This is a genomic window from Microcella indica, from assembly GCF_013414345.1.
Lineage (GTDB): Bacteria > Actinomycetota > Actinomycetes > Actinomycetales > Microbacteriaceae > Microcella > Microcella indica.
In genome coordinates this window covers 838688-865157 of sequence record NZ_CP058670.1, presented here as the reverse complement: position 1 = coordinate 865157, position 26470 = coordinate 838688, and the positions used below count along the sequence as shown (strand labels likewise).

25 protein-coding genes and 2 pseudogenes are annotated in these 26470 nt (G+C 70.3%); 11 read left to right on the top strand and 16 right to left on the bottom strand.

What is annotated here, in order from left to right; all coding sequences use genetic code 11:
* Window positions 1-59: 59 nt before the first annotated feature.
* A complete protein-coding gene (metX, locus tag HUJ41_RS04280) occupies window positions 60-1259 on the top strand; it encodes a homoserine O-acetyltransferase MetX (protein ID WP_179873488.1) in 1200 nt (399 codons plus the stop codon).
* A gap of 1 nt (window position 1260) precedes the next feature.
* Complete coding sequence (locus tag HUJ41_RS04275) at window positions 1261-2187, top strand: hypothetical protein (protein ID WP_179873487.1); 927 nt, start codon at window positions 1261-1263, stop codon at window positions 2185-2187.
* Between the two features lie 97 nt (window positions 2188-2284).
* Here HUJ41_RS04275 and HUJ41_RS04270 read toward each other — a convergent pair whose 3' ends face one another.
* Window positions 2285-2602, bottom strand: a complete 318-nt coding sequence (locus tag HUJ41_RS04270) for a hypothetical protein (RefSeq protein WP_179873486.1) — start codon at window positions 2600-2602, stop codon at window positions 2285-2287.
* A 320-nt stretch (window positions 2603-2922) separates the two neighbouring features.
* On the opposite strand from HUJ41_RS04270, the gene HUJ41_RS04265 reads away from it, so the two are divergent.
* From HUJ41_RS04265 to HUJ41_RS04255, 3 genes are read left to right on the top strand one after another with little or no spacing between them, the layout of a single operon-like run.
* On the top strand, window positions 2923-4080 hold the full coding sequence (locus tag HUJ41_RS04265; protein ID WP_179873485.1) for a sensor histidine kinase: 1158 nt from the start codon (window positions 2923-2925) through the stop codon (window positions 4078-4080).
* Complete coding sequence (locus HUJ41_RS04260; RefSeq protein WP_179873484.1) at window positions 4077-5339, top strand: hypothetical protein; 1263 nt, start codon at window positions 4077-4079, stop codon at window positions 5337-5339. The genes HUJ41_RS04265 and HUJ41_RS04260 overlap by 4 nt, the downstream gene beginning before the upstream one ends.
* A gap of 18 nt (window positions 5340-5357) precedes the next feature.
* Window positions 5358-6032 (top strand): response regulator, encoded by a 675-nt coding sequence (locus HUJ41_RS04255; RefSeq protein ID WP_152581863.1) that lies wholly within the window; start codon window positions 5358-5360, stop codon window positions 6030-6032.
* A gap of 54 nt (window positions 6033-6086) precedes the next feature.
* Here the strand turns inward: HUJ41_RS04255 and HUJ41_RS04250 are convergent, their stop codons facing one another.
* The 4 genes from HUJ41_RS04250 to HUJ41_RS04235 all read right to left on the bottom strand — a co-directional run bounded on the left by HUJ41_RS04250 (window position 6087) and on the right by HUJ41_RS04235 (window position 10150).
* On the bottom strand, window positions 6087-7475 hold the full coding sequence (locus HUJ41_RS04250) for an HNH endonuclease signature motif containing protein (protein WP_179873483.1): 1389 nt from the start codon (window positions 7473-7475) through the stop codon (window positions 6087-6089).
* 113 nt (window positions 7476-7588) lie between these two features.
* A complete protein-coding gene (locus HUJ41_RS04245; protein WP_179873482.1) occupies window positions 7589-7900 on the bottom strand; it encodes a thiamine-binding protein in 312 nt (103 codons plus the stop codon).
* Window positions 7897-9177 (bottom strand): glycosyltransferase 87 family protein, encoded by a 1281-nt coding sequence (locus HUJ41_RS04240; protein WP_179873481.1) that lies wholly within the window; start codon window positions 9175-9177, stop codon window positions 7897-7899. The genes HUJ41_RS04245 and HUJ41_RS04240 overlap by 4 nt, the downstream gene beginning before the upstream one ends.
* A gap of 106 nt (window positions 9178-9283) precedes the next feature.
* The gene (locus tag HUJ41_RS04235) at window positions 9284-10150 is read right to left on the bottom strand and encodes an ADP-dependent NAD(P)H-hydrate dehydratase (RefSeq protein WP_179873480.1); all 867 of its coding nucleotides are present in this window, start codon (window positions 10148-10150) and stop codon (window positions 9284-9286) included.
* Between the two features lie 97 nt (window positions 10151-10247).
* Between HUJ41_RS04235 and HUJ41_RS04230 the strand changes: the two genes are divergently transcribed.
* Window positions 10248-11330 (top strand): NADH:flavin oxidoreductase/NADH oxidase, encoded by a 1083-nt coding sequence (locus HUJ41_RS04230; protein WP_246299350.1) that lies wholly within the window; start codon window positions 10248-10250, stop codon window positions 11328-11330.
* Window positions 11331-11370: 40 nt separating this feature from the next.
* On the opposite strand, the gene HUJ41_RS04225 is transcribed toward HUJ41_RS04230, so the two are convergent.
* From HUJ41_RS04225 to guaB1, 3 genes are all read right to left on the bottom strand, one after another.
* Window positions 11371-12414, bottom strand: a complete 1044-nt coding sequence (locus tag HUJ41_RS04225; protein ID WP_179873478.1) for a hemolysin family protein — start codon at window positions 12412-12414, stop codon at window positions 11371-11373.
* On the bottom strand, window positions 12411-13727 hold the full coding sequence (locus HUJ41_RS04220; RefSeq protein WP_179873862.1) for a hemolysin family protein: 1317 nt from the start codon (window positions 13725-13727) through the stop codon (window positions 12411-12413). Before HUJ41_RS04220 ends, HUJ41_RS04225 begins: the two co-directional genes overlap by 4 nt.
* A 210-nt stretch (window positions 13728-13937) precedes the next feature.
* A complete protein-coding gene (guaB1, locus tag HUJ41_RS04215; RefSeq protein ID WP_179873477.1) occupies window positions 13938-15377 on the bottom strand; it encodes a GMP reductase in 1440 nt (479 codons plus the stop codon).
* A 131-nt stretch (window positions 15378-15508) separates the two neighbouring features.
* Here guaB1 and HUJ41_RS04210 point away from each other — a divergent pair, with 131 nt between their 5' ends.
* Window positions 15509-19246 carry a multifunctional oxoglutarate decarboxylase/oxoglutarate dehydrogenase thiamine pyrophosphate-binding subunit/dihydrolipoyllysine-residue succinyltransferase subunit gene (locus tag HUJ41_RS04210; protein WP_179873476.1) on the top strand — a complete coding sequence of 1246 codons (3738 nt, stop codon included), beginning with the start codon at window positions 15509-15511 and terminating at the stop codon, window positions 19244-19246.
* 738 nt (window positions 19247-19984) lie between these two features.
* On the opposite strand, the gene HUJ41_RS04205 is transcribed toward HUJ41_RS04210, so the two are convergent.
* Both HUJ41_RS04205 and HUJ41_RS04200 read right to left on the bottom strand, forming a co-directional pair.
* Window positions 19985-20221, bottom strand: a complete 237-nt coding sequence (locus HUJ41_RS04205; RefSeq protein ID WP_179873475.1) for a zf-HC2 domain-containing protein — start codon at window positions 20219-20221, stop codon at window positions 19985-19987.
* Entirely contained in the window at window positions 20218-20826 is a 609-nt protein-coding gene (locus HUJ41_RS04200; RefSeq protein WP_179873474.1) for a sigma-70 family RNA polymerase sigma factor, read from the bottom strand. The genes HUJ41_RS04205 and HUJ41_RS04200 overlap by 4 nt, the downstream gene beginning before the upstream one ends.
* A 108-nt stretch (window positions 20827-20934) precedes the next feature.
* Between HUJ41_RS04200 and aroA the strand changes: the two genes are divergently transcribed.
* Genes aroA through HUJ41_RS04180 form a run of 4 tightly spaced genes read left to right on the top strand, consistent with a single transcriptional unit; the run spans window position 20935 to window position 24787 of the window.
* Window positions 20935-22350 carry a 3-phosphoshikimate 1-carboxyvinyltransferase gene (gene aroA / locus HUJ41_RS04195; protein WP_179873473.1) on the top strand — a complete coding sequence of 472 codons (1416 nt, stop codon included), beginning with the start codon at window positions 20935-20937 and terminating at the stop codon, window positions 22348-22350.
* The gene (gene rsgA, locus HUJ41_RS04190; RefSeq protein ID WP_179873472.1) at window positions 22347-23414 is read left to right on the top strand and encodes a ribosome small subunit-dependent GTPase A; all 1068 of its coding nucleotides are present in this window, start codon (window positions 22347-22349) and stop codon (window positions 23412-23414) included. The genes aroA and rsgA overlap by 4 nt, the downstream gene beginning before the upstream one ends.
* Window positions 23411-24253 carry a histidinol-phosphatase gene (gene hisN / locus HUJ41_RS04185; protein WP_179873471.1) on the top strand — a complete coding sequence of 281 codons (843 nt, stop codon included), beginning with the start codon at window positions 23411-23413 and terminating at the stop codon, window positions 24251-24253. The genes rsgA and hisN overlap by 4 nt, the downstream gene beginning before the upstream one ends.
* A 9-nt stretch (window positions 24254-24262) precedes the next feature.
* Window positions 24263-24787: a septum formation family protein gene (locus HUJ41_RS04180; protein WP_179873470.1), complete on the top strand. Its 525-nt coding sequence runs from the start codon at window positions 24263-24265 to the stop codon at window positions 24785-24787.
* Between the two features lie 33 nt (window positions 24788-24820).
* On the opposite strand, the pseudogene HUJ41_RS12925 reads toward HUJ41_RS04180, so the two are convergent.
* From HUJ41_RS12925 to HUJ41_RS04155, 6 genes and pseudogenes are all read right to left on the bottom strand, one after another.
* Window positions 24821-25015, bottom strand: a pseudogene (locus HUJ41_RS12925) (zinc-binding dehydrogenase); the annotation flags it as partial.
* Between the two features lie 46 nt (window positions 25016-25061).
* Window positions 25062-25274: pseudogene (locus HUJ41_RS12920) on the bottom strand (NAD(P)-dependent alcohol dehydrogenase); the annotation flags it as partial.
* 6 nt (window positions 25275-25280) lie between these two features.
* Window positions 25281-25550: an MDR/zinc-dependent alcohol dehydrogenase-like family protein gene (locus HUJ41_RS04170; protein ID WP_179873468.1), complete on the bottom strand. Its 270-nt coding sequence runs from the start codon at window positions 25548-25550 to the stop codon at window positions 25281-25283.
* A complete protein-coding gene (locus HUJ41_RS04165) occupies window positions 25551-25772 on the bottom strand; it encodes a zinc-binding alcohol dehydrogenase family protein (protein WP_179873467.1) in 222 nt (73 codons plus the stop codon).
* Complete coding sequence (locus HUJ41_RS04160; protein ID WP_179873466.1) at window positions 25769-26011, bottom strand: helix-turn-helix transcriptional regulator; 243 nt, start codon at window positions 26009-26011, stop codon at window positions 25769-25771. The genes HUJ41_RS04165 and HUJ41_RS04160 overlap by 4 nt, the downstream gene beginning before the upstream one ends.
* Window positions 26005-26211: a hypothetical protein gene (locus HUJ41_RS04155; RefSeq protein ID WP_179873465.1), complete on the bottom strand. Its 207-nt coding sequence runs from the start codon at window positions 26209-26211 to the stop codon at window positions 26005-26007. Before HUJ41_RS04155 ends, HUJ41_RS04160 begins: the two co-directional genes overlap by 7 nt.
* Window positions 26212-26470: the final 259 nt, after the last annotated feature.

Below are 26470 nucleotides of genomic sequence, written 5' to 3'. Positions count from 1 at the left end.
CGGTCTCACGTCGTCATACGACGGGTGGCCGGGCGCGACTGCGACAGAATGGTCTGAGCATGGACTGGCAGACGAGCGAAGACACGGTGCCCTCGGCGTTCATCACCGAGGCGAGCCGCCGCGCGCTGCGCGGCACACCTCCCACGACGGGCGCGTGGCGCGAGGGGGACGACCCCGGCGAGCGCCGCTTCGTCGACCTCGGGCCGCTCGAACTCGAGTCGGGTCGCTCGCTGCCGCACGTGCGCCTCGCCTACGAGAGCTGGGGCGAGCTCGCCCCCGACCACTCCAACGTCGTGCTCGTGCCGCACGCGCTCACGGGCGACAGTCACCTCATGGGGCCTCCCGGCCCCGGCCACGCGACGGCGGGCTGGTGGGGCGGCATCGTCGGCCCCGGGCTCGCGATCGACACCGACCGCTGGTTCGTGCTCGCCCCGAACGTGCTCGGTGGCTGCCAGGGCTCGACCGGCCCGGCGTCGTTCAGCCCCGACGGCTCCGAGTGGGGCTCGCGCTTCCCGTACCTCACCATCCGTGACCAGGTGGCCGCGCAGCGCATGCTCGCCGATGCCCTCGGCATCGAGCGGTTCGCGGCGGTCATCGGCGGGTCGATGGGGGGCATGCACGCGCTCGAGTGGGCGGTGGAGCATCCTGATCGCGTCGCTCGCGTCGGTGTGCTCGCGGCGCCCGCGTTCTCGAATGCCGACCAGCTGGCCTTGAACTCGGTGCAGATCGAGGCGATTCGCATGGATCCGCTCTTTCGCGAGGGCGACTATTACGACGAGCCGGAGGGGCCATACCGCGGCCTGGCTCTCGCGCGGCGCATGGCGCTGCTCAACTACCGCTCGCCCGACGAGCTCAACGCGCGCTTCGAGCGCAGCTGGCAGGGCACGCTCGACCCGCTCGGCCACGGCGGGCGCTTCGCCGTGGAGAGCTACCTCGACTTCCACGGCAACAAGTTCACGCGCCGGTTCGACGCCAACAGCTACATCGCGCTCGTGGAGGCCATGAACTCGCACGACGTGACACGCGGGCGCGGGCCGCTCGCCGAGACGCTCGCGCGCGTGACCGCGACCTGCCTCGTGCTCGGTATCGACAGCGACCGACTGTTCCCGGTCGAGACGCAGCACCTGCTCTCGGCGCACCTGCCGCGCACGATCCACGGCTCCGAGGCGGTCGTCATCAGCTCGCCGTTCGGGCACGACTCCTTCCTCATCGAAGACGACCTCGTGAGCCCCCACCTCGCCGAGCTGCTCGCGAGCTGACGTGCGCGGCCGGGCGGGCTTCCTGCGCGTCTCCGCGCTCGTGCTGCTCGTCGCCCTTCTCACCTCGTGCGCTACCTCCCGGGGTGCCGACCCGCCCGAATCGCCGCCTCCCCCTGTCGGGCCTGCGTCGAGTGACGAGGTCGATCTCGTGGTGGAGGTCTACCGCACGCGCTTCGACCCCGAGCGCGGCACGATGCAGATCGCGGTGCGCAACGCCGGTGCGACGCCCGTCACGGTCGTGAGTGCGAGCCTCGACTCCCCCGCGCTCACTGGCCCGCTCACGCGCGACGACGAGACGACGATCCCCGCCGGAGCGACACGCGATCTGCCGTTGCTGCTCGCGGGCGCCCGCTGCCCCGCCCCGACAACCGCGGCGCCGGATGCCCGGCTCGAAGTTCTGCTCACCGATGGCTCCACCGCTGTCGTCGACGAGCCGACCATCGACCGCCTCGGGCAGTGGGCCGCGTGGCTCGCAGCGGCGTGCGAGGCAGCGGCCGTCGACGCCGTCGTGGAGCTCACCCTGCGTCGTGCCCCCGAGCGCGACGTGCTCGACGCAGGGGCGAGCAGCGTGATCGGGCTCGATCTCATCGTCGTCGGTACGGAGACCGCCGACGATGCCGTGATCATCGAGTCGATCGGCGGCACCGTGCTGCTGAGCGTCGTCGACGGCAACGGGCTGCGGGGGTCGAGCATCCCGATCGATGCGCGCGTCTCGCCCGGCGAGCGCACCGTGGTGCCCGTGAACCTGACGCCCGCACGATGCGACCCGCACGCGATCGCGGAGGACAAGCAGGGCACGCGGTTCCCCGCCACCGTGCGGCTCGACAGTGGCGCCGGGCCCGCGATCACCGTGATCGTCGCCGCGGATGACGATGTGCGCTCGGGGCTGTACGACGCAGTCCGTCGTGCATGCGGCCTCCCGGGCTGACGAGGCCTTGGGAGTGGTCTACCCTCCTGGATCGGAGGACGGCACCAGACCCAGGCCAAGTGCGTCAGAGGTTACTGGAGTGGAGACGGCCCTCCCGTCAACGCCTCCAGTAGTCGCACGGCGCAACGTTGATCGACTGATCCGAACCTAGCCACATTCCGGGCGGAAGGCCGCCACTGGGCACGTAGAAAGTTGCGGTGACTCCGTTGCCGTCGGACCCCAAGGAATCGACAAAGTATGTTGCGTCGGGCTCCATCGAACCCACCCCGCCGAAGCCACTGCCGGGAGAGACAGCGTTGTACGCGAGAGGGTCTCCGGTGCTTAGCTTCTGCGAAGGGTCCCACTCGGCGATCGTTTCTGGGTACTTCCTGTCGCCCTCGACGACCACCGCCTGCGAGATCAGCATCTCGGACAACTCGAGATCCTCGCAAGCAACGACCACCAGACCCTCGTCTCCCTCGCCAAGAGCGAACGGGCCTCGATCTGCGGGCACTCCGCCGCACGAGGTGAAGAGTGAAGCCGCGCCCAACACGAGCCCGAGCGCGGCGAGAGGCCGAAGCATCAGCACTCCCGTCCACCTGTCGCCACCTACGACCGGATGGCAGCCAGGTTATCGCGACCTATCTGACCCGAGCATTCCGCGGACACTGCCCTGCCCGGTGCGGCCTCCCGGTTCGCAGGCCACGCTGGTGCCAGACTGAGCGCGATGAGGTATGTCACCAGGGCGACGCCGCGATGATCGAGCGCGAGCGCAAGCTGCTGCTGCAGCGCGCGGCACGCGCCTTCGGGCTGTGCGGCGTGCTGCTCGCAGGGTTGAGCCTCTCGTTGCCGGGGGTCGTCGACGCCGACGTGCTGCCGAGCGTGCTCATTCTGCTCATCGCTCAGGCGGGCGCCCTCGTCATGGTGGGGCGCAGCTCTCACCTCGGCTGGGTCGTACTCACGATCCTGCTCGGCTTCGGCGCGCTCGCCCTCGCGCAGCTGCCCTGGGGGCAGGGCTCCTCCCTCGCCCTCCCGCTCTCCCTCGCGCCGCTCGGCGCCGCGGGGCTCGCGGGCGTCGGCATGGTGCTCAGCGAGGGCACGGTGCGCTGGCTCGTGTGGGCCGCGGGAACCCTCGGCAGCAGCCTGCTCGTCGCAACCGCGGGCCCAACGGGCGGACTCATCTCGACCCCGGCCATCGCGACGCTCGCCTCGTGGGTCATCATGCTCATCATCGGCACCTGGGTCACCGTGGGAGTGGAGCGAGCACTGCGCCGCATCGACGGCATCGGCCGCGCGCACACCGTCGAACGGCAGGCGAGCGAGACGGAAGCGCAGCGGCGGCAGAGCGCGCGACTGCTGCACGACACCGTGCTCGCCACCCTCACCCTGCTCGCCCACTCGGGCGTCGGCGTCACCGAGGAGGCCATGCGCGAGCAGGCAGCGGAAGACGCACGGCTGCTGCGCCAGCTGCGGCTCGGCTCGACCCCCATGCCGCGATTCTCGGGCTCCTACAGCCTCGAACCTGTCGCCGAGACGCCGCTCGGCACGACCCTCGAGTCTGTCAAGAACCGCTTCGGTCGCATGGGGCTCGATGTGCGCTGGCACGGCACCGGCCAAGTGCTGCTGCCGAGCGACGTGCTCGACGCCTTCCTGCTCGCCCTCTCCGAGTCGCTCGAGAACGTGCGCCGTCACGCCGGCGTCGAGCACGCCGACGTCACCATTACGCAGACCGACGACTCCCTGCGCGCCGTCATCACCGACGCCGGGGTCGGCTTCTCGCCCGAAGAGATCGCCGCCTCCAGCCTCGGCTTCACCGAGTCGATCGTCGCCCGCCTGCGCGACGTCGGCGGCTCCGCACGCGTGTTCTCCACCCCGGGCGCCGGCACGACCGTGATTCTGGAGGTGCCGCGATGAGCACTCACCAGCTGCCCGAAGAATCCACTCTCGGCGGGTCGGTGCGCCCCGCTGGCGCGCGCTCCTCCAACCGCCGCGGCTCCCCCACCTCGACGCACGCCTCCGCGCTCGGCTCCGGCTTCCTCGGCATCGGCGTCGCCATCATTGCCGCCCTGCAGTCGATGCTCGGCATCGCCCTGTTCATGTCGCGTGCCGGCGACTACCCGACCCTGCTGCCGGTCGTCGGAGCCTGGCTGCTGCTCATGGTCACGTTCCTCGGCCTCACCATCACGATCTCCGCGACCGGTGAGCGGCTGCCCGATTGGCTCTACTTCTTCTTCCTCGCCGCACTCGGCGCCGTCGTCTGGCTCGACTTCGTCGCGATTGCGCCGCTCCAGAACGTGGGCACCTATGCGACAGCCTCCATCTCGGCGGGCTTCGTGCTGCTCATCATCGTCACGCTGCGCGCCCAGTGGGAGGTGCTGCTCGCCACCGGCGCACTCGCGGTCGCCTTCATCGTCGCGATCCTCACCACGACGCCCCTCACCCCCACGACGCTCCCCGCCCAGATGGTCGTCGTCGCGCTCGCGGTCGGCCCCGGCCTCACGGGCGTCCTGCTCGTGAGCGGATTCGAGAGGATGCTCAAGCGCGAGCTCGACCGCGTGCTCGTCCAGTCGACGGTCACCGCACCGCGCCTCGCCGTGGGCATGCTCGCCTCCGAAGAGCTCGCCCGACTCGACCAGGATGCCGAGGAGCTGCTCGAGTCGGTCGCGACGGGCACCGCCCCCCTGCCGCTGCCGCCGGCTCTCGCCGCACGCGCCTCCGGGCTCGCCACCGAGCTGCGGCTGCACCTCATCGAAGGGCGACGCGAGACGTGGCTCTTCCACGCTGTCACCGAGTCTGAGCACCTCGGCCCCCGCGTCACCGTGAGCGACCCCGCCGCGCTCGCCGGACTGCTCGACAGCACCCAGCGGGATGCCCTGCTCGCCGCGATCTGGCTGCTCGCCTCCGACCCCGCCTCAGGTGCGCCTCCGAGACTCATCGATGTGGCCCTCGGCCCGCTCTCCTCTCCCGACCCGGATAGCGCCTCCGAGCAGCAGGAGACGATCATCCCGCTCGTGCTGTCGGTGGCGGGCGTGAAGCGAAATCGTGTCGACCCCGGTGTGTGGGAGGCCCTCGACCGGGTCGGGCGATACAGTGACAGCACAGCGAACGGCAGGTTTCGCATCGAGCTGGACTGCTCGGTCGAGAACCCGGTCGACGCAGCGCGACCCAGCTGAGCTATGCAGGAGGAACCGATGGCAGCGACGGACACCCCCATTCGACTGGCTCTGGTCGACGACCACCGCATGCTGCTCGGGGCACTCACCGAGTGGATTCGCCAGGCAGCCGACGACATCGACATGGTCGCCGCGGTCGCCACATGGCCTGACCTGCTCTCGCACCCGGCCTTCCCCGTCGACGTCGTGCTGCTCGACCTCGACCTCAAAGACAATATCCCCGTCTCGCTGAAGATTCAGACCCTCAAGTCGACGGGCGTGCGCGTCGTGCTCATGAGCACCTACAGCGAGCCCAACGTCGTGCGCGAGGCCCTCAATGCCGGTGCGCTCGGCTACCTCGTCAAGAGCGAGGACGCGGGCATGATCGTCGAGGCGATCCGCGCCGCGCATGCGGGCGAGTCGTTCATCTCCGCCGAGCTCGACCTCGCGCTCAACGCCGCCGACGTCGGCGGGTCTCCGCGCCTGAGCGCGCAGGAACGCCGTGTGATGGCCCTGTACGGCGCCGGGGAACCGGTCAAGTCGGTCGCGTACCAGCTCGGCATCTCGGAAGAGACGGCGAAGAGCTACCTCAAGCGCATCCGCGAGAAGTACCGCATCGCGGGCATCGACGTCGGCACCAAGGTGGGCTTGCGCAAGCAGGCGATCAACGACGGCATTCTCGTCGACGCCCCGGGCGGAGGCGGCGGGCTCTAGCCGTCACCCCAGCTGCGAACGGCATGCACCAGGCCAGGGCGCAGCACCGCGCACTCAACTGGTGTCGGTGCTTTCTCGCGCTCTCGGCGGTGCCGGGCCGCCCTCGGGATGGGTCACGTAGGTGGACCCGCTCGGTGATCGCCAGCGCAGGACGCCGCCGCCCTGCTGCGACACCTGCCACGCACTGCGATGCTTCAACTGATGGTGCGCCGGGCACAGGTGCGCCAGATTGTCGATCGACGTGGTGCCGCCGAACTGCCAGTCGATCGTGTGATCGATGTCGCTGCGACGTGCTGATCGACCGCACCCCGGAAACCTGCACGTGCGATCGCGAATGCGCAGGGCCGCCGTCAGGTCAGCGGGCACCGCATAGCGATCACGCCCGACCGAGAGCACCGCGCCCGACTCTGGATGCCTGAGCAGTCGAGTGAAGGAGGGCGCACGCGCAGCCAGTTCTCGAGCCGTGTCGTCGTCGAGCGGGCCGTAACCCTCGAGCTCCGCTTGCGGGATGAACGCGGCGGTGATGGGCACTGAGGTTGTGGGCGCTGAGGTTGTGGGCGCTGAGGTTGTGGGCGCGGGCGACGTGTTCGTCGCCGCCGCGCCGAGCAGGCGTTCGACCGGCACGGTGACGTGCACCGTCGCGCGAACCCCCGTGCCGCATCCCGTCGCATCGACAACCCCGTCGACGAGGAGGTCGGTGAACACGTCGGCGCGCAGCTGCGAGAGAGTGCGCGAATCGTCGTCGCTGCCCGACGCCGTGCGCTTGACGTCGAGCGCCACCGTCGTGAGTCGCTCGTAGATGGCGCTAGCTCGTGCTGCCGGCAAGAAGGCGCTCAACCAGGCCATGCCGTCGTGCGCGGGCTCGAGACTCACGTTCCGCTCCGCCTCACCCGCCTTCACACGCTGCTCGATGCTCTCGGGGTGGCAGCGCTCGCGTTCGATGCGCGCACGGGGGCGAAGACGGGCGGCGGTGAGTCGCGCGGCCACCGGCAGCACGGCGGACTCGAAGCCGGGGAGAGCCGCCTCAGGCAAGGACCGAGCCTCGTCAATGATCACCTGGGCGTGCCGATAGCTGATCGAGCCCTCGGCCAGAGCACGGTGGGTCGCGCTCAGGTGACGAACGAGCTTGTCGCTCTCGTCGATCAACCGCTCGGCCGAGCGCTCAGGCACGCGCAGCGCGCACGCCACCTCACTCGCGAGGACTCGGTGCGCGAGCTGCCGACGCGCCGACGGCGAGTCGTCACGCTGCAGCTCAGCAGACTCTGCGGCGGCAGTCAGCTCGGCGAGTTGACGCGCGCGGTCGATCACCTCGGCGCGCATCGCCTGCGCCCTCGCCATGACACTCTCCAGAGTGGCGGCCGCCTGCAGAAGGTCGGCGAGCGAATCGTCGAGCACCGTCGACGGGCGCGGGCGCTCAGTAAGCGAGAGCCCGAGTGCGTTCATGAGGCAATCACACCATCGACCACCGACATTCTTCAGTCGACAAAGTGACCGGCGTAGGCAGCGTGCTCTCGCCGTTCCGCTGCGAATCGAGTGCGGCCTCGAGGCAGCGGGCTCTAGCCCTTCCCCTGCGAATCGAGCGCAGCCTCGAGCCGCTTCACCTTGCCGTCGAGCTCGCCGGTGTGCCCGGGCCGGTAGTCGGCCTTGAGCACGAGCGAGACCCGCGTGCCGTGCTCCGCGACGGCGAGGGTCGCGCGCTTGACGACCTCCATGACCTCGTCCCACTCCCCCTCGATCTCGGTGAACATCGAGGAGGTGCGGTTGGGCAGGCCCGACTCGCGCACGATGCGCACGGCCGCCGCGACGGCGTCGTGCACGGAATCCGACGGCGTGCCGCCCGAGGGGGCGACCGAGAACGCCACGATCATGAGGATGCTCCTTCCGTGAGCTTGCGGGAATCGTACGCGCCCGACCGGCGCGGGTCGCGCAGCAGGCCCGCCAGACGCGAGACGGCCCACGCCCACAAGGCCACATAGAGCAGGTTGCGCACGGTGAGGACGAGCACGAGCGCCGGGTCGAGCGCGAGCAGGCGCTCGTAGAGCACCGGGTAGACGACCTGGGTCGAGGCGGCGATCGCGAGCGCGAGGATCGAGGGCACCACGAACGGCTCGCCCCCACGACGCTGCAGCAGGAGACCGAGAACGACGGGCACCACGACCCACGAGGCGAGCTGCGGCGACCCGACCTTGTTGACGAGCACGAGCGACATCACGAGGGCGAGGGCGAGCACGGGCAGCAGCCGCGCCTCGGCGACGCCGCGACGCACCGCGAGCACTCCGAGACCGGCGACGGCGATGACGACGAGTGCGAGGGCGGGCGTCGTGAGCGCCGCGGCGAGATCGGTGCCCGCACCCAGGACCTGGAAGGTCAGCAGCGCCGAATCGTACGACACCTGCGCCGCGCCCCGATCAGCGAGGGCTGCCCACAGCCACGGCGTCGCGACCGGAGACTCGACCTGCAGACCGCGTGCGCTCTGCTCGGTGACCGCGCTGAACAGCGCGGCACCCGCGCCCAGCGCGAGCCCGACCCCGACGACGGCGAGACTCACGACGAGCGCCCCCACGAGCACCGCTGCCCGGCGCTTCACGGCGATGAGCGCAGCGACGATCACCGCCGCCGGCCACACCTTGACCCAGGCACCGACCGCGAGCAGGGCGCCCGCCCACCGGGGGTGGTCGGGCAGCAGCGCGATGGCCACGATCGCGAGCGCGACCGTCACGGCGTCGATGCGCCCGAGTGCGACGGGACCGAGGAGCAGGAGGAAGAGCATCCAGCCCGCGGCGATCGCGGCACGCGACGCCGGCACACGCGCCCGAGCGCCCAGAAGGGCGAGGTAGGCGGCGGCGTGGAGGGCCGTCACCATGCCGAGCCACACCGCGCCGTACCACTCGGGCCCCGCAGCGTACGCGGCGAGCATCGGCACGAGGGCGAGCAGCGGGTACACCCACGAGGTGGTGATGCCGACCCACTGGCCGTCGAGAAGTCCCCGCTCCACCCAGAACGGGTAGACGTACAGGACGTCGCCGAACGGCTGGCCAGGCCCGATCAGATTCAGGATGCCCAGCCAGGCATGCACGAGGGCGAACAGCACCCACAGCACGAGAGCGCGCCGCCCGAGCGTGAGGAATCGTGCGACGGCCGGCATGCTCGTCAGCGTAGTGCCGCTCCCGGAGCGACCGTGCTCAGCTGCTGAGGCCCGCAGGGTTCAGGCGCTCAGCCCTTCAGCCCCTCAGCTCCTCGCCCCCGGATGCTCACGCTCGCAGCACGAGAAGCTCGGCGATCACCGGGCCCACCCGGCCGCACAGATCGAGCACCGTGAAGGGGCCACCGCCCGAGGCGGCTCGCGCAGCGCGACCGTGCACGACCGCGGCCGTCGCCGCGAGCGGACCCAGCAAGCCCGGCTCGTCGAGCACCGCCTGGGAGTGGGTCGCGACGAGCGCCCCGAGGATGCCCGCGAGAGCGTCCCCCGCCCCCGCGGTCGCGAGCCACGCGGGGGCTTGCTCCACGTGCAGCGGCGCGCCCGTCGGCCCCACGACCGTCGTGCGGTGGCCCTTGAGCAGCACCGTCGCGCCGTAGCGCTGCGCGGCCGTGCGCGCACTCGTGACCGGGTCGGCCTCGACGCTCGCCCGCTCCACCCCGAGCAGCCGTGCGAGCTCGCCCGCGTGCGGCGTGAGCACCATGGGGCCGACGCGGCCCTCCGCGCGTGCGAGCGCTCCCGCGTCGAGAACGATCGGCAGTCCACTGCTGAGAGCCCGATCCACGTGCTCGGTCACCTCGGAGTCAGCCCCGCCCTCCTCGTCGGGCCTCGGCATGCCCGACCCGAGCAGCCACGCCTGCACGCGACCGGGAGCGGTGACGACCTCGGGCCGGCGATGCAGCACGAACTCGGCCGCCCGGGACGGGCCCAGGTAGCGCAGCATGCCGACTCCCGTGCGCAACGCAGCCTCGACGGTGAGCACAGCGGCACCGGGGTACACGGCGCTGCCGCTCACGACGCCGAGCACGCCGCGGGAGTACTTGTCGTCGGTCGGCCCCGGCTCGGCGAGGTGATCGGCCGCCTCGCGCAACCCGAACTCGACGCTGTCGTCGCTCGTCGCGCTCTGCTCCTCCGGCTCCATCGGGCCACCCTATCGAGCAGGTGCGCGTCGCCGATCGGGAATGCACCCCGTCTCCGTGCGCTTGGATGAGAGTGTGACCTCCGCTCTCTTCAGCCCCATGACCCTCCGCTCGCTCACGATCCGCAACCGGCTCTGGGTCGCCCCGCTGTGCCAGTACTCCGTCACCGAGGCCGATGGCGTGCCGACCGACTGGCACCTCGCCCACCTGGGCTCCTTCGCGCGCGGCGGCGCGGGCCTCGTCATGGCGGAGGCCACGGCCGTGACGCCCGAGGGCCGCATCAGCCCACACGACACGGGCATCTGGACCGACGACCAGCGCGACGCCTGGCGCCGCATCGTGCAGTTCGTGCACTCGCAGGGCGCCGCCGCGGGCCTGCAGCTCGCGCACGCGGGGCGCAAGGCCTCCGTCTACCCCGAGTGGGGTCAGACCGCCGCGGGGCACTCCGGCAGCGGCACGATGCCGATCGAGCAGGGCGGGTGGCAGACCGTCTCGGCCTCGCCGATCGCCTTCGAAGGATACGCGCCACCCGTCGCCCTCGACGTGCAGGGCATCGAGGATGTTCGGCTCGCCTTCATCGCGGCCGCCCGCCGCGCCGCCGACGCGGGCTTCGACCTCGTCGAGGTGCACGCCGCCCACGGGTACCTCCTGCACCAGTTCCTCTCCCCCCTCTCCAACGAGCGCACCGACGAGTGGGGCGGCAGCCTCGAGAACCGTGCACGGCTGCTGCTCGACATCGTGCGCGGCGTGCGCGCCGAGGTCGGCCCCGACCTGCCCGTGCTCGTGCGCTTCTCCGGCACCGACTGGACGGAGGGCGGCTGGGACGAGCAGCAGACAGCAACGGTCGCGGCGTGGGCCCTCGAGGCGGGCGCCGACCTGTTCGACATCTCGAGCGGCGGCCTCGTGCGGGCCCGCATTCCCGTCGGCCCCGGATACCAGGTTCCCCTCGCCGAGCACGTGCGCACCGCGGGCGGAGTACTCGTGAACGCCGTGGGGCTCATCACCGGCGCCGAGCAGGCCGAGCACATCGTCGCAAGCGGCCAGGCGGACGCGGTCATGATGGGGCGCGAATGGATGCGCGACCCGCACGCGGGCATGCGCTTCGCGCAGCAGCTCGGCGTCGAGGATGCCCTGGCGCCCTGGCCGCCGCAGTACGAGCGCGCGCGGCCCTACCCGGCCTAGCTGCGCCGCGACCTCACGACGACGCGGAGCGAGCAGTGCCCTAACGACGCCTCGTGGCGTCCTGCACCTCGCCGACGAGCTCCTCGATGATGTCCTCGAGGAAGAGGACGCCGCTCGTGCGGCCTTCCGCGTCGACGGCGCGCGCGAGGTGGGCACCCGAGCGCCGCATGATCGCGAGGGCATCCTCGAGGTCTGCCGTCGCGAGGATCGAGACGAGGCGACGGATGCGCTTGGGCGGCACCGGGTCGTCCTGCTCGTCCTCGGGCAGATCGATGACGTCCTTGAGGTGCAGGTAGCCGGTCGGCTCGCCGCGCTCGTCCACGAGCGGGTACCGGCTGAAGCCGCGCTGGGCGACCGCGCGCTCCAGATCGATCGCCGAGGCGTCCTCCGGCAGGGCCACGAGCGTGTCGAGCGGCAGAGCGACATCGTCGACGATCTTCGTCGTGAACTCGAACGCCGCCGTGAGCGCCCCCGAGGTGTCCATGAGCAGTCCCTCCCGCGTGGACTGCTGCACGATCGTCTCGACCTCCTCGAGCGTGAATGCGCTCGTGGCCTCGTCCTTCGGCTCGACCCCGAACAGCCGCAGCACGCCGTTGGCGATGCCGTTGAGGCTCCAGATGATGGGGGCGAAGATGCGCGCGACGGTCACGAGCGGCGGCGCGAGGATGAGCACTGCGCGCGTCGGCAGCGAGAAGGAGAGGTTCTTGGGCACCATCTCGCCGAGCACGACGTGCAGGTAGGAGACGAAGAGCAGCGCGATCGTGAAGGCGATGCCCGCGATCCACTCCGGGCCCAGCCCTGTGAGCTCGAGCGGCACCTCGAGGAGGTGCTTGATGGCGGGCTCGGAGACGTTGAGGATGAGGAGCGAGCACACCGTGATGCCCAACTGGCTCGTCGCGAGCATGAGCGTCGCGTGCTCCATGGCCCAGAGCGCCGTCTTCGCCGCCCGGGAGCCCTTCTCGGCGCGCGGCTCGATCTGGGAGCGCTTCGCGGAGATGACGGCGAACTCGGCGCCGACGAAGAAGGCGTTGCCCGCGAGCAGGATCACGAGCCACGCGATGCCCCACCAGTCTGATTCGCTCATCGCACCTCACCTGCCTCGACGGTCTCGGCCTCGTCACGGGCTCGCGGTGTGAAGCGCACGCGGTCGATGCGCCGCCCGTCGAGCCGCTCGATGCGGAAGGTCCCCTCCGGGATCTCGATCGTGTCGGCCACGCGCGGGAGACGCCCGAGCTCGGCCATGAGGTAGCCGCCCACGGTCTCCCATGGCCCGTCGTCGGGCACCGTCACCCCGGCGCGGTCGCGCAGCTCGTCGGGCCGCAGGATGCCGGGGAAGGTCAGCCAGTCGCGCGAGCGCACGACGTCGACGATCGCGCGATCGTGCTCGTCGCTCACTTCGCCCACGAGCTCCTCCACGAGATCTTCGAGCGTCGCGACGCCCGCCGTGCCGCCGTACTCGTCGACGACGATCGCCATCTGGTAGCCCTGGGCGCGCAGCTCACCGAGCAGGGTGTCGAGCTTCATGGTCTCGGGCACGCGCAGAGCATCCGATTGCAGCGCGCTCGCGGGAACATCCGCGCGCCGCTCTCGCGGCACAGCGACAGCCTGCTTGACGTGCACGATGCCGACGATGTCGTCGATGGAGTCGTCGACGACGGGGAACCGCGAGTGCCCCGTGCGCCGCGCGAGATCGATGACGTCCTGCGCGGAGTCGCCGCGTTCGACGGCCGCGACGCGGGGGCGGGGCGTCATGACGTCTTGCGCCGAGTGCTGCGAGAACGCGAGAGTGCGGGAGAGCAGAGTCGCCGTGCCCGCCTCGAGGCTGCCCTCGCTCGCTGAGCGGCGCACGAGCGAGGCGAGCTCCTCGGCCGTGCGCGCCCCGCTCAGCTCCTCCTTCGGGTCGACGCCCATCGCCCGCAGGAGCGTGTTCGCCGAGTTGTTGAGGAAGACGATCGCGGGCCGGAACACGGTCGTGAAGGCCCACTGGAACGGGATGACGAGCTTGGCGGTCTGCCGGGGCAGTGAGAGCGCGAAGTTCTTCGGCACGAGCTCGCCGACGATCATCGACAGAAGCGTCGCGGCGACGATCGCCGTCACCGAGCCGACCGGACGCACGGCGGCCTCGGGCAGGCCGATCGCCGTGAGGGGCCCGGCGAGCAGGCTCGAGATCGCGGGCTCCATCGTGTAGCCCGTGAGGAGCGTCGTGAGCGTGATGCCCAACTGCGCGCTCGAGAGGTGCGTCGACGTGATCTTGAGCGCCGAGATGGTCGGCCCGAGCCGCTTCTCCCCCCGCGCCTGGCGGGCTTCGAGCTCGGAGCGGTCGAGGTTGACGAGCGCGAACTCGCTCGCGACGAACAGGCCGGTGCCGATCGTCAGCAGCACGCCGATGCCGAGCAGTAGCCACTCGCCCCCCGGGAGCGCACCGCCAGCGAGGGCGGCGCCGAAGACCTCAGCGCCCACGGGCGGGGCCCATCGCGCATCGGGCAGAGATCAGGGAGTGCGGACTATGAGGAGGCTCCGCAGGGGCTGACGGGGGTTCCATTATCGCGCCAGTATAGGGCCACGCACGGGCTCGCCCCCTGCGAGTCTGCCTCCCTGCACGTTCGCCTACCAGGAGACCGGCAGGGCCTTGCCCTCGTCGTACCCTGCCGCCGACTGCGTGCCGACGACAGCGCGGTCGCGGAACTGCTCGAGGGTCGACGCCCCCGCATACGTCATCGAGCTGCGCAGGCCCGACGTGATCATGTCGAGCAGGTCGTCGAGCGAGGGGCGCTCGGGGTCGAGGTAGATGCGCGAGCTCGAGATGCCCTCCGCGAAGAGGGTCTTGCGGGCGCGCTCGAAGGCGTCCAGTCGCCGGAACCTCTGCTCGACCGCCTTCGTCGACGCCATGCCCCAGCTGCTCTTGAAAGCCCGCCCCGAGTCGTCGAGCTCGATGTCGCCGGGCGACTCGAGAGTGCCGGCGAACCACGAGCCGATCATGACGGCCGAGGCGCCGGCCGCGAGCGCCAGGGCTACGTCGCGCGGGTACCGCACTCCCCCGTCAGCCCACACCCGGGCGCCGTGCTCACGGGCCGCCTCCGCCGTCTCGAGCACCGCCGAGAACTGCGGGCGCCCGACCGCCGTCATCATGCGCGTCGTGCACATCGCCCCCGGCCCCACGCCGACCTTCAGGACGTCTGCCCCCGCTTGCGCGAGCTCGACGGCCGCCTCGGCGGTGACGACGTTGCCCGCGACGATCGGCACGCCGAGCGAGCGCGCACTCACCTCGCGAATGGCCTGCACCATCTGCTCCTGGTGGCCGTGCGCCGTATCGAGCACGAGCACGTCGACACCCGCCTCGACGAGGGCCGCGGCCCGCTCGGCGGGGTCACGCGCGATGCCGACCGCTGCGGCGACGCGCAGCCTGCCGTGAGCATCCAGCGCAGGAGGGTAGATCGTCGACCGCACGGCGCTGCGGGCGCTCAGCGTCGCCACGATCTCGCCGTGGTGCCGCACCGCGACCGCCTCGACGCCCGCGGCCTCGATGAGGGCGAACGCCGCGCGGGAGTCGGTGACATCCTCATCGTCGATCGCCGGGATCGCGTCGGCCACCACGTCGCTGATCGGCGCATCGGGCAGCCAGTGGCGCAGGGCCGACACCGGGAGGCACCGCGAGGGGCGCCCCTCGGCGTCGAGAATCGTCACGACCGCCCCCGGGGAGTCGTAGGCGCGCGCGAGGGCCTGCCCGACCGTCGCCTCGGCGGAGACCGGCACGAGCGGGTCGTACACGGTGGGGGCGCTCTTCACGTGCTGGACCGCCGCATCGAGATCCTGCAGAGCGAGATCCTGCGGCAGCACGCCGAGCCCGCCGCGACGCGCCATCGCGGCCGCGAGCCGCGGCCCCGTGACCGAGGTCATGTTGGCGGCGACGAGCGGCATGCGCAGGCCGCACGCATCCTCGCCCGTGAGATCGACGGAGAGCCTGCTGCCGACGCTCGAGCGCTGAGGCACGAGGAAGACGTCGGAGTAGGTCAGGTCGTGGGAAGGACGCTCGGTAAGGAATCGCACATATTAACGCTAGCGGCACGGCCTGCGCGGCTCTGACGCCGCCTGTGAGCGGTTAAGCTAGTCACCACGGCGGTTCAGCGGGTGAACCGCGCAGCGACAACAACTAGCGAAGCGAAAGTGGGCGGTCGGCCGTGTCAAGCCAAGTGACCGGATCGAGCTCCGACGGCACAGCCTCGGGCGAGTTCGGTGCCAACGAATGGCTCGTGGACGAGCTGTACGAGCAGTACAAGGACGACAAGAACGCAGTAGACCCCTCCTGGTGGCCCATTCTGGAGCGCTACCACCAGTCGGCGACCTCTGACTCCCCGCCGACGCCGACCACGACGGTCACGATCCCCGACGTGCCGGTGCCCGCCTCGACGCCCACCGCCGCACCCGCCTCTGTGCCCGCGGCCTCTGTGCCCGTCACGGGCAGCCAGCCGGTCGCGCGCACCACCTCGATCGCTCCGCAGCCGCAGCCGATTCCCGCCCAGGCGCCCTCGACGGCGTCGGTCCCCGTCGCCTCGGACGACCAGGAGGCGCCCACCGAAGACACCGTGACGCCGCTCAAGGGCATGGCGAAGGCCCTCGCGACGAACATGGATGCGAGCCTCACCGTCCCCACGGCGACGAGCGTGCGCACCATCCCCGCGAAGCTCCTCATCGACAACCGCATCGTCATCAACAACCACCTCAAACGCGCGCGCGGCGGCAAGGTGTCGTTCACGCACCTCATCGCGTGGGCCATGATCCAGGCGCTCAAGGAGTTCCCGAGCCAGAACGTCTACTACGACGAGGTCGACGGCAAGCCCGTCGTCGTGACTCCCGGGCACCTCAACCTCGGCATCGCGATCGACCTGCCCAAGCCCGACGGCACGCGCGCCCTCATGGTGCCCGGCATCAAGAAGTGCGAGTCGCTCTCCTTCCACGAGTTCCTCACCGCCTATGAAGACGTCGTCAAGCGGGCCCGCGACAACAAGCTCGCCGCCGACGACTTCCAGGGCAACACGATCTCCCTCACCAACCCGGGCGGCATCGGAACGGTGCACTCTGTGCCGCGACTCATGCGCGGTCAGGGCGCCATCATCGGCGCGGGAGCGCTCGAGTACCCGGCCGAGTTCCAAGGCATGTCGGCCGCGACCCTCGCCGAGCTCGGCGTCGGCAAGACCATCACGCTCACGAGCACGTACGACCACCGCGTCATCCAGGGCGCGGGCAGCGGCGAGTTCCTCAAGAAGGTGCACGAGCTGCTCATCGGCGACCGCCACTTCTACGAGGGCATCTTCGCCGACCTGAGAATCCCCTACGACCCGATCCACTGGGCCCAGGACATCCATGTCGACCTCGCCGACGACGTCAACAAGACGGCTCGCGTGCAGGAGCTCATCAACTCGTACCGCGTGCGCGGCCACATGATGGCCGACGTCGACCCGCTCGAGTACCGCCAGCGCTCGCACCCCGACCTCGACATCGCGAGCCACGGGCTCACCTTCTGGGATCTCGACCGCGAATTCGTCGCGGGCGGCTTCGGCGGCCGCCGCAACGCGCTCCTTCGCGAGATTCTCGGCGTGCTGCGCGACACCTACTGCCGCACCGTGGGCGTCGAGTACATGCACATCCAGGAGCCGCAGCAGCGCCGCTGGTTCCAGTCTCACCTCGAGAAGCCCTACGAGAAGCCGACGCACGACGAGCAGATGCGCATCCTCGGCAAGCTCAACCAGGCCGAGGCCTTCGAGACGTTCCTGCAGACGAAGTTCGTCGGCCAGAAGCGGTTCAGCCTCGAGGGTGGCGAGAGCGTCATCCCGCTCCTCGACGAAATCCTCCAGGGGGCAGCCGAGCAGGGCCTCGACGAGGTCGCGATCGGCATGGCCCACCGCGGCCGTCTCAACGTTCTCGCCAACATCGCGGGCAAGACCTACGGTCAGATCTTCCGCGAGTTCGAGGGCACGCAGGACCCGAAGTCGGTGCAGGGCTCCGGCGACGTCAAGTACCACCTCGGCACCGAGGGCGTCTTCACCTCGGCGAGCGGCCAGCAGATCGAGGTCTCCCTCGCCGCGAACCCCTCCCACCTCGAAGCCGTCGACGGCGTGCTCGAGGGCATCGTGCGGGCCAAGCAGGACCGCAAGGGCGACGGCGCCTTCAGCACCCTCCCCGTGCTCATCCACGGCGACGCGGCCATGGCCGGCCAGGGCGTCGTGCTCGAGACCCTGCAGCTCAGCCAGCTGCGCGGCTACCGCACGGGCGGCACGATCCACGTCGTCGTCAACAACCAGGTGGGCTTCACGACGCCCCCCGGCGAAGGCCGCTCCTCGATCTACTCGACCGACGTCGCGAAGACCATCCAGGCCCCGATCCTGCACGTCAACGGCGACGACCCGGAGGCCGTCGTGCGTGTCGCGGCTCTCGCCTTCGCCTACCGGCAGGAGTTCAAGCGCGACATCGTCATCGACCTCGTGTGCTACCGCCGTCGCGGCCACAACGAGGGCGACGACCCGTCGATGACGCAGCCGCTCATGTACAACCTCATCGAGGCCAAGCGCAGCGTGCGCACCCTCTACACGGAGGCCCTCGTCGGTCGCGGCGACATCACCGAGGAAGAGTTCGAGAACGCGCACAAAGACTTCCAGGAGCGCCTCGAGGTCGCCTTCGCCGAGACGCACGCCGCGCAGACGGGCACCATTCCCGTCGTGGGCGGCACCGCGGGGCGTGAGGATGCGGGCTCGCCCGCCGGCGAGCCCGAGTCCACCGGGGTCGATGCCGCGGTCATCGCCCACATCGGCGACGCGCACGACAACCCGCCCGCGGGCTTCACCGTGCACTCCAAGCTGCAGGCCATGCTCAAGAAGCGCGTCGACATGAGCCGCAACGGCGGCATCGACTGGGGCTTCGGCGAGCTGCTCGCCCTCGGGTCGGTGCTCATGGAGGGCACGCCCGTGCGGCTCTCGGGCCAGGACGCCCGACGCGGCACTTTCGTGCAGCGCCACGCCGTCCTGCACGACCGGGCCAACGGGCAGGAGTGGCTGCCGCTCGCCAACCTCAGCGAGAACCAGGCGAAGTTCTGGATCTACGACTCGCTCCTGAGCGAATACGCCGCGATGGGCTTCGAGTACGGCTACTCCGTCGAGCGCCCCGACGCGCTCGTGCTGTGGGAGGCGCAGTTCGGCGACTTCGCCAACGGTGCGCAGACCATCATCGACGAGTTCATCTCCTCCGCCGAGCAGAAGTGGGCACAGCGCTCGAGCGTCGTGCTCCTCCTGCCGCACGGCTACGAGGGCCAGGGGCCCGACCACTCCTCGGCACGCATCGAGCGGTTCCTGCAGCTCGCCGCCGAGAACAACATGGTCATCGCCCGGCCGTCCACGCCGGCCTCGTACTTCCACCTGCTGCGCCGCCAGGCCTACGCGCGCCCGCGCCGCCCGCTCATCGTGTTCACGCCGAAGGCGATGCTGCGCCTGCGTGGCGCGACGAGCGAGGTCTCCGACTTCACCTCCGGTCGCTTCGAGCCCGTGATCGACGATGCGACGATCAGCGACCCCGGCTCGGTGCGGCGCGTGCTGCTGCACGCGGGCAAGATCCACTACGACCTCAAGGGCGAGATCGAGAAGCGCGGCACGAAGGGCGTCGCCCTCGTGCGGCTCGAGCAGTTCTACCCGCTGCCCGAAGATGCCCTGCGCGCGGTCATCGAGCGCTACTCGAACGCCGAGCTCGTGTGGGTGCAGGACGAGCCCGAGAACCAGGGCGCCTGGCCGTTCTTCACGATCGAGCTCGCCAAGCGCGGCATGAAGTCGGTGCGCGTCGTCTCGCGGCACGCTTCCGCGTCACCCGCGACGGGCTCGAGCAAGCGCAGCGCGCAGGAGCACGCCGACATCATGGACGCGGCGCTGAGTTGATCGACTGATCATTGCCCGCGACTGACTGGGGTCTCCCCGCGAGCGTCATAGTTGCCGCGGACAAGCTCGCTGATCTGGGAATCGGCGTTGTCGCGACACTGCTGGGCATTCTCGTCGTCTACATCATCGCTCGACCGAACATTGAGTTCGCCGACCACGTCTTCGCTTCCGAGAATTCTAGCGGCAGCATGCGATACGGCATCCACGTTCGCCCCCGCAACAGGTATCTGAGGCTAACGGAGATGCGGGTGAGCGCGCATCTCCTTATGGGCCCCGAGGGTCGCCAGACGAGCGTCCCGGTTCCGCTCTCGCGCGACACATGGTTGGATGTCAAGCGCTCGAAAGACGCCACTCGCTGGGCAGCGGCGCCTCAACTTTTCTTGGGTGAGGTGCAGTGGAAGCGACACCTCACTCGAAACGTTCCACCCTTGCGTCCGCACCGGCTCGAGTCAGTCATATCAGAGAAGAACGCGCGGCTCATCGTGGTCGTAGTCTCCGCCTCTGCGGTTTTTGGGGTGACAACGGTGTCTCAGCACACGTACTCGGTCGACTCAGTGGAATTCCTCACACCAGCTGCGGGAGAGTCGGCCAAAGGCTTCTCGCTCCTGATCCGCCGCGCCCTCGGACGCGTGCGGATCTGTCAGAGTGCAACACGCTCGCGACTACAACGCTGAAGAACCGGCACATAAAGCCACAACCGGCAATCGCTCATGCACGGCCTCCGGGACCCGGCGTTACTCAGGCGTCGAGGCGTTCGATCGAGCCCATAATCATCGCCTTGAGGTCGTCGGGGGCGGTCTCCTGACACGCCTCCTTGACCTTGCTGCTGAGGGTGAGCCCCACGAGGTGCTCGGCCGAGCAGTCGTCGCAGTTCGCGAGGTGCTCGCGAATGTCGGCGCACTCGGCGGCACTCAACTCGTTGTGCAGAAACTCCTCGAGCTCTGCCTTGGCCTTGTCGCAACCGCAGTCCGTCATGTCGTGCCCTTTCTCGCGGTGCTCGCCGGAATCGTCGACGCGGTCATGCCGCGCTCGCGGGCATAGTCGGCCAGCAGCTCCCGCAGCAGCCGTCGGCCGCGGTGGAGGCGGCTCATGACGGTTCCGACGGGCGTTTTCATGATGTCGGCGATCTCCTGGTACGCGAACCCCTCCACGTCGGCGAGGTACACCGCGAGGCGGAAATCTTCGGGGATCGATTGCAGAGCATCCTTGACGGCGCTCGACGGCATGCGGTCGATCGCCTCGGCCTCCGCTGATCGCGTGACCGTCGTGGTCGCCGACTCGGCGCCACCGAGCTGCCAGTCCTCAAGCTCGTCGATCGTGCCCTGATAGGGGTCGCGCTGCTTCTTGCGATAGATGTTGATGTAGGTGTTGGTGAGGATCCGGTAGAGCCACGCCTTGATGTTCGTGCCCTGCTCGAACTGCCCGAAGGCGGCGAACGCCTTCACGAAGGTCTCCTGCACCAGGTCGGCGGCGTCTGCCGGGTTGCGCGTCATGCGCATCGCGGCACCGTAGAGCTGATCCATGAGAGGCAGAGCCTGGTCGTGAAACAGCCGTCGTCTCTCGCTCAACTCGTCGCTCATCGGTGCCCACTCTACTGTCGAGCGCCGTGCGGGTGCCTCGAGAAGGCTCGTGGCCATCACGTGCTCCCTTCGGTGAGTGATCGTGCGTGCCGTTACTGTAGACAACCGATGCAGGTCTTCACCTATTCCAGCCCGCGATTCTCTCCCTACGGCGACGAGGATCGATCCGAGGCATCCGACTCCCCCGTCGAGCCCGGTGGCTGGCGCGCGCCCCGCGCGACGAGCCCTCTCGACGCGCGCGTGAACCTGCCCGGCTCGAAGAGCCTGACGAATCGCGAGCTCGTCCTCGCCGCACTCGCCGACGGCACCTCCGTGCTCAGGCGACCGCTGTTCTCGCGCGACTCGATGCTCATGATCGACGCGCTCGCCTCGCTCGGCGTCTCGATCGAGCGAGTGGATGGAGATGGCGCGTTCGGACCCGACCTGCGCATCACGCCGCCGGCGGATCTGACGGGCAGCACGACGATCGACTGCGGTCTCGCGGGCACGGTCATGCGCTTCCTCCCGCCCCTCGCGGCGCTCGCGCTGGGCCCCGTCGCCTTCGACGGCGACGAGTCGGCACGGCGGCGGCCCATGCGCACGACGATCGAGGCGCTCCGCTCCCTCGGCGTCGACGTCAACGACGACGGCCGAGGCGCGCTGCCCTTCAGCCTGTGGGGCGCGGGCGCGGGCTCGGTGCGGGGCGGCGAGCTCTCCATCGACGCTTCGGCGTCGAGCCAGTTCGTCTCGGGCCTGCTGCTCGCGGCACCGCGTTTCGAGCAGGGCCTGCAGCTGCGGCACACGGGCGAGCGCTTGCCGTCGATGCCGCACATCGCGATGACGATCGAATCGCTGCGGCGCCGGGGCGTCGAGGTCACGAGCCCCGAACCCGGCGTGTGGATCGTCGAGCCCGGCCCGATCGCCGCGACCGAGACAGTGATCGAGCCCGACCTGTCGAACGCCGCGCCCTTCCTGGTCGCCGCGCTCGTCGCCGGCGGGACCGTCGCGATCGAGGACTGGCCCGAGACCACCACACAGGTCGGCGCCGACCTCGAGCACCTGCTGCCGCGCTTCGGCGCTCGCGTGCATCGCGAGGCGGGGGCGCTCGTCGTCGACGGCGGCCTCGGCCTGTGCGGAGGGCGCGCAGTCCCGGGCGTCGACCTCGACCTCACGACGGGAGGCGAGCTCGCGCCCGCACTCGTGGCACTTGCGGCCCTCGCCGACGCCCCGAGCACGATCGACGGCATCGGCCACTTGCGCGGCCACGAGACGGATCGGCTCGCCGCTCTCGTCGCGGAGATCACCGCGCTCGGCGGCGGCGCCCACGAGCTCGACGACGGGCTCGCGCTCACTCCTGGAGCGCTGCACGGCGGGCTGTGGTCGACGTACGAGGACCACCGCATGGCGATGGCAGGCGCCATCATTGGCCTCGCCGTCGACGGCGTCGAGATCGACGACATCGGCACGACCGCCAAGACCCTCCCCCAGTTCCCCGAGCTGTGGCTCGGCATGCTCGGCGCTGGCTCCGAGGTCGCCGCGCCGTGAGCTGGCTGCCGCCCGACTCGGTCGAGCCGTACGACGAATACGACGAGGCCGACTACCGCGCACGGCCGAACCCGAAGGCGAACCGTCCGCGCTCGAAGCAGCGGCCCGCCCACGACGACGCGGTCGTCGCACGCGTCACGACGGTCGACCGCGGCCGCTACACCGTGCTCGTCGACGAGGGCGCTCCCGAGGAGCGCACGGTCACGGCGACGCGTGCCCGCGAGCTGCGGAAGCAGTCGATCGTCACGGGAGATCGCGTCGATCTCGTCGGCGATGTGAGCGGTGACGAGGGCTCGCTCTCGCGCATCGTGCGCGTGCACGAGCGCCGAACCCTCCTGCGCCGCAGCGCGGACGACACCGACGCCGTCGAGCGCATCATCGTCGCCAACGCCGACCAGCTGCTCATCGTCGTCGCCGCGGCCGACCCCGAACCGCGGCCCCGGCTCGTCGACCGCTACCTCGTCGCGGCGTTCGACGCGGGCATCACTCCCCTGCTCGTCATGACCAAGACCGACCTCGCCGACCCGAGCGCCTTCCTCGCCCACTTCACGGGCCTCGACCTGCAGGTCGTCACGAGCTCGCCCGAGCATCCCCCCGTCGATGCCCTGCTCGAGCGACTGCGCGGGCGCACGACCGTCGCCGTCGGACATTCGGGCGTCGGCAAATCGACGCTCGTCAACGCCCTCGTGCCGGGCGCCGACCGGGCCGTCGGAGTCGTCAACGCCGTCACGGGTCGCGGGCGGCACACCTCGTCCTCCACCGTCTCGCTGCGTCTTCCCGAGGGAGGTTGGATCATCGACACCCCCGGCGTGCGTTCCTTCGGCCTCGGGCACGTCGACCCGGAGAACATCCTGCGGGCATTCGGCGACCTCGCCGACGTCGCCGCTCAGTGCCCCCGGGGGTGCACTCACCTGACGGATGCCCCGGACTGCGAACTGGTCGAACGGGCGCAGCGGAGCGAGCTCGGCCCGCTGGGCCCGCAGCGACTGGACTCGCTGCAACGACTCCTGACCACCCTGCGCTCTCCCCGCGGGCGCAGCACCGCCGATAGCCTGGACGAGTGACCGACAGCACCGCTCCCGCCTCCTTCTCCGACGATCTCGCCCTCGCCCTGAGGCTCGCCGATGCCGCCGACGTGATCGCCCTCCCGCGGTTCCGCTCGCTCGACCTCATCGTGACCACCAAACCCGATCGCACGCCCGTCACCGACGCTGACCAGGCTGTCGAGCGCGCCATTCGCGAGGGGCTCGCCTCCGAGCGCCCCGACGATGGGATCCTGGGCGAGGAGTACGGAACGCACACCGGATCCGGCGACGGAGCCCAGCGGCAGTGGATCATCGACCCCATCGACGGCACCGCGAACTTCCTGCGCGGCGTGCCCATCTGGGGTACCCTGATCGGTCTCGCTGTTGACGGCGTTCCCGTCGTCGGCGTCGTGAGCGCGCCCGCGCTCGACCGACGCTGGTGGGCCGCGCGCGGCGAGGGCGCGTGGGCTCGCGACGCCCGGGACGACGAGTCCCGTCGCTTGCGCGTGAGCGGAGTGAGCGAGCTCGCCGATGCGCGCTTCAGCTACAACAGCCTGCTCGGCTGGGACGACGCGGGGCGCCTCGAGCAGCTGCTCGACCTCACGCGCACCGTGTGGCGGGCGAGCGCGATCGGCGACATGTGGTCGTACATGCTCGTCGCCGAGGGCGCGATCGACATCGCAGGCGAGTTCGACCTGCAGCCCTACGACATGGCCGCGCTGCAGCCCATCGTCGAGGAGGCGGGCGGGCGCTTCAGCTCGCTGGACGGTGAGGCAGGGCCGTGGCACGGCAGCGCCCTCGCGACGAACGGCGTGCTGCACGACGCGGTGCTGCGGCGCGCGAGCGCCCGGCAGGATCCTCGCGCTAGTGCTCGGTAGGATCCTGGCATGACCGCCTCCCGCCTCCCGCGCTCCCGCCACCGCGTCGCGGTCGTCGCCGCCGCGCTGGTCGCCGGTCTCGCCCTGAGCGGATGCAGCGCGCTCGACTCGCTGACCGGCGCCGACCAGGCCGTGCGTGACGAGGAAGGCCAGGTCGTCAGAGGCAACGACGAGACCGACGTCTTTACCCTCCAAGTGGGCGACTGCCTCAACGACGGCGAGATCGGCGAGACCGTCACTGCCGTGCCCACCGTGCCGTGCGACGAGCCCCACGACAGCGAGATCTACGCGTCCTTCATCCTCGGCGACACCGACTTTCCCGGCATCGACACGATCCTCGAGGAGGCCGACGCCGCGTGCCTCGCCGACTACGCCGAGTTCGTCGGCGTCGACTACCTCGAGTCTCGCTTCGACTTCAGCTACTACCACCCGACCGAGAGCAGCTGGCAGGGCGGCGACCGCGAGATCCTGTGCTTGATCTACGACCCGGCGGGCGAGCTGATCACCGACACGCTCGAGGGCATCCAGGAATAGTGCCAGCGCCCGCTTCAGGGTGAGCACGAGCTTGCCCGCGACCGCGCGCTCAGCCATGCGGCGCAAGGCCTCGGGCGCATCCTCGAGAGGCAGGACGGCGTCTACGGGCGCGCGCAGGCGACCGCTCGCGAGGTCGTCGAGCAGCACGCCGATGTCTGCCCCGTTCTCGCGCTGCATCGCGCTCGTGAGCCGGTGCGGCACCCAGGGGCTCTGCAGCGACGCGAGCATCTCCCGCTCGAGGCCGCCGAGAAACGGCCCCCCCGACCCCGTCGGCCCCCACGATCACGAGCGTGCCCCGCGGCGTCAGGGCCCGGCGCAGCACCGCGAGGGGCCGCCCGTCTGCCGTGTCGATGACGACGTCGTGCGGCCCCCACTGCGCCGGATCGGGCGTCACGCGGTAGTCGATGGTGCGCTCGGCCCCCAGGTCACGCACGAAGGCGGACTTCGCGGCGCTCACGACGCCCGTCACGTGAGCCCCAGTCGCCACGGCGAGCTAGGTGAGGAACGAACCCACTCCCCCGCCAGCACCGATCACGAGCACGCGCTGACCGGCCACGACCCGCGCGGCGTCCCGCACCGTCTGCAGCGCGGTACTCGCCGAGATCGGCAGAGTCACGGCATCGACGCTCGAGACGGCGTCGGGGATGCGGGCCACGCGGTCGGCCCGCGCGACGACGAGGTCGGCGAAGGCCGCCGGAGCCGAACCCGCCACGCGGTCGCCGACAGCGAGCCCTCCGACGCCGTCACCGAGCTGCTCGACCACTCACGCGAAGGCGAGCCCGATGACCGCCTGCCGCAGAGTGCGACAGCCCAAGAAGAGACGCAGCACCCGCGGCTCTCCCGTCAGGAGGTGCAGGGTGCCCGAGTCGGGGCTCACCGCATCGACGCGCACCCGCACCTGACCGCGGCCGGGCGTCGGCTCGGGGCGCTGCTCGATGCTCAGGCACTCGGGGCCGCCGTAGCCGTGCTGCACGACCGCCCTCATCGTGCACCCGCCCGCTTGGAGTCGGGGCCGGGGTACTGGAAGACCTCGTCGAGGGGCACGTCGAACACGCGCGCGATCTGGAAGGCGAGCTCGAGCGAGGGCGAGTGTTTGCCCTGCTCGATCGCGATGATCGTCTGCCGCGTGACGCCGACGGCTTCGGCGAGCTGCGCCTGCGTGAGCTCGCCGTGCGCGAAGCGCAGCGTGCGGATCGCGTTGGTGACCTTCGTGGGCTTCACCATGCGGGCACACCTCCGCGGTAGAGAGCGATCTTTGTGACGCCTTCGAGGATGCCGACGAGGATGAAGCCCAGGACGATCGCGTGGGCGATCCAGAAGTGGTCGGCCTCGAGCATCGCGAGCACGAGCGCCGTGAGCGCGCCCAGGATGAGGAGGCCGCGCGAGGTGAACTCTGCTCGGGCGCTGATCTGTTTGTCGCGCACGTCGGTTGCTCCTCCGCTGTGAGATATGTCTGATTTTCTTTACACGATGACAGTAAAGGGTTCTCGACACAGTGTCAAACTTTCTTTGCATAGATCGACGTGGCGACGATCAAAATATGTCGACGATGCAGTTGCCGGGCGACCGGCGCAACACCGGCGCCATCCGATGGTGTTGACAGCTGTCGTCGCCGAACGGTGCAGGATCGCACCGGCCCGGTGCGGCGAGTTCAAGGTGTCCGGCTCCGATTCCAAGAACGAA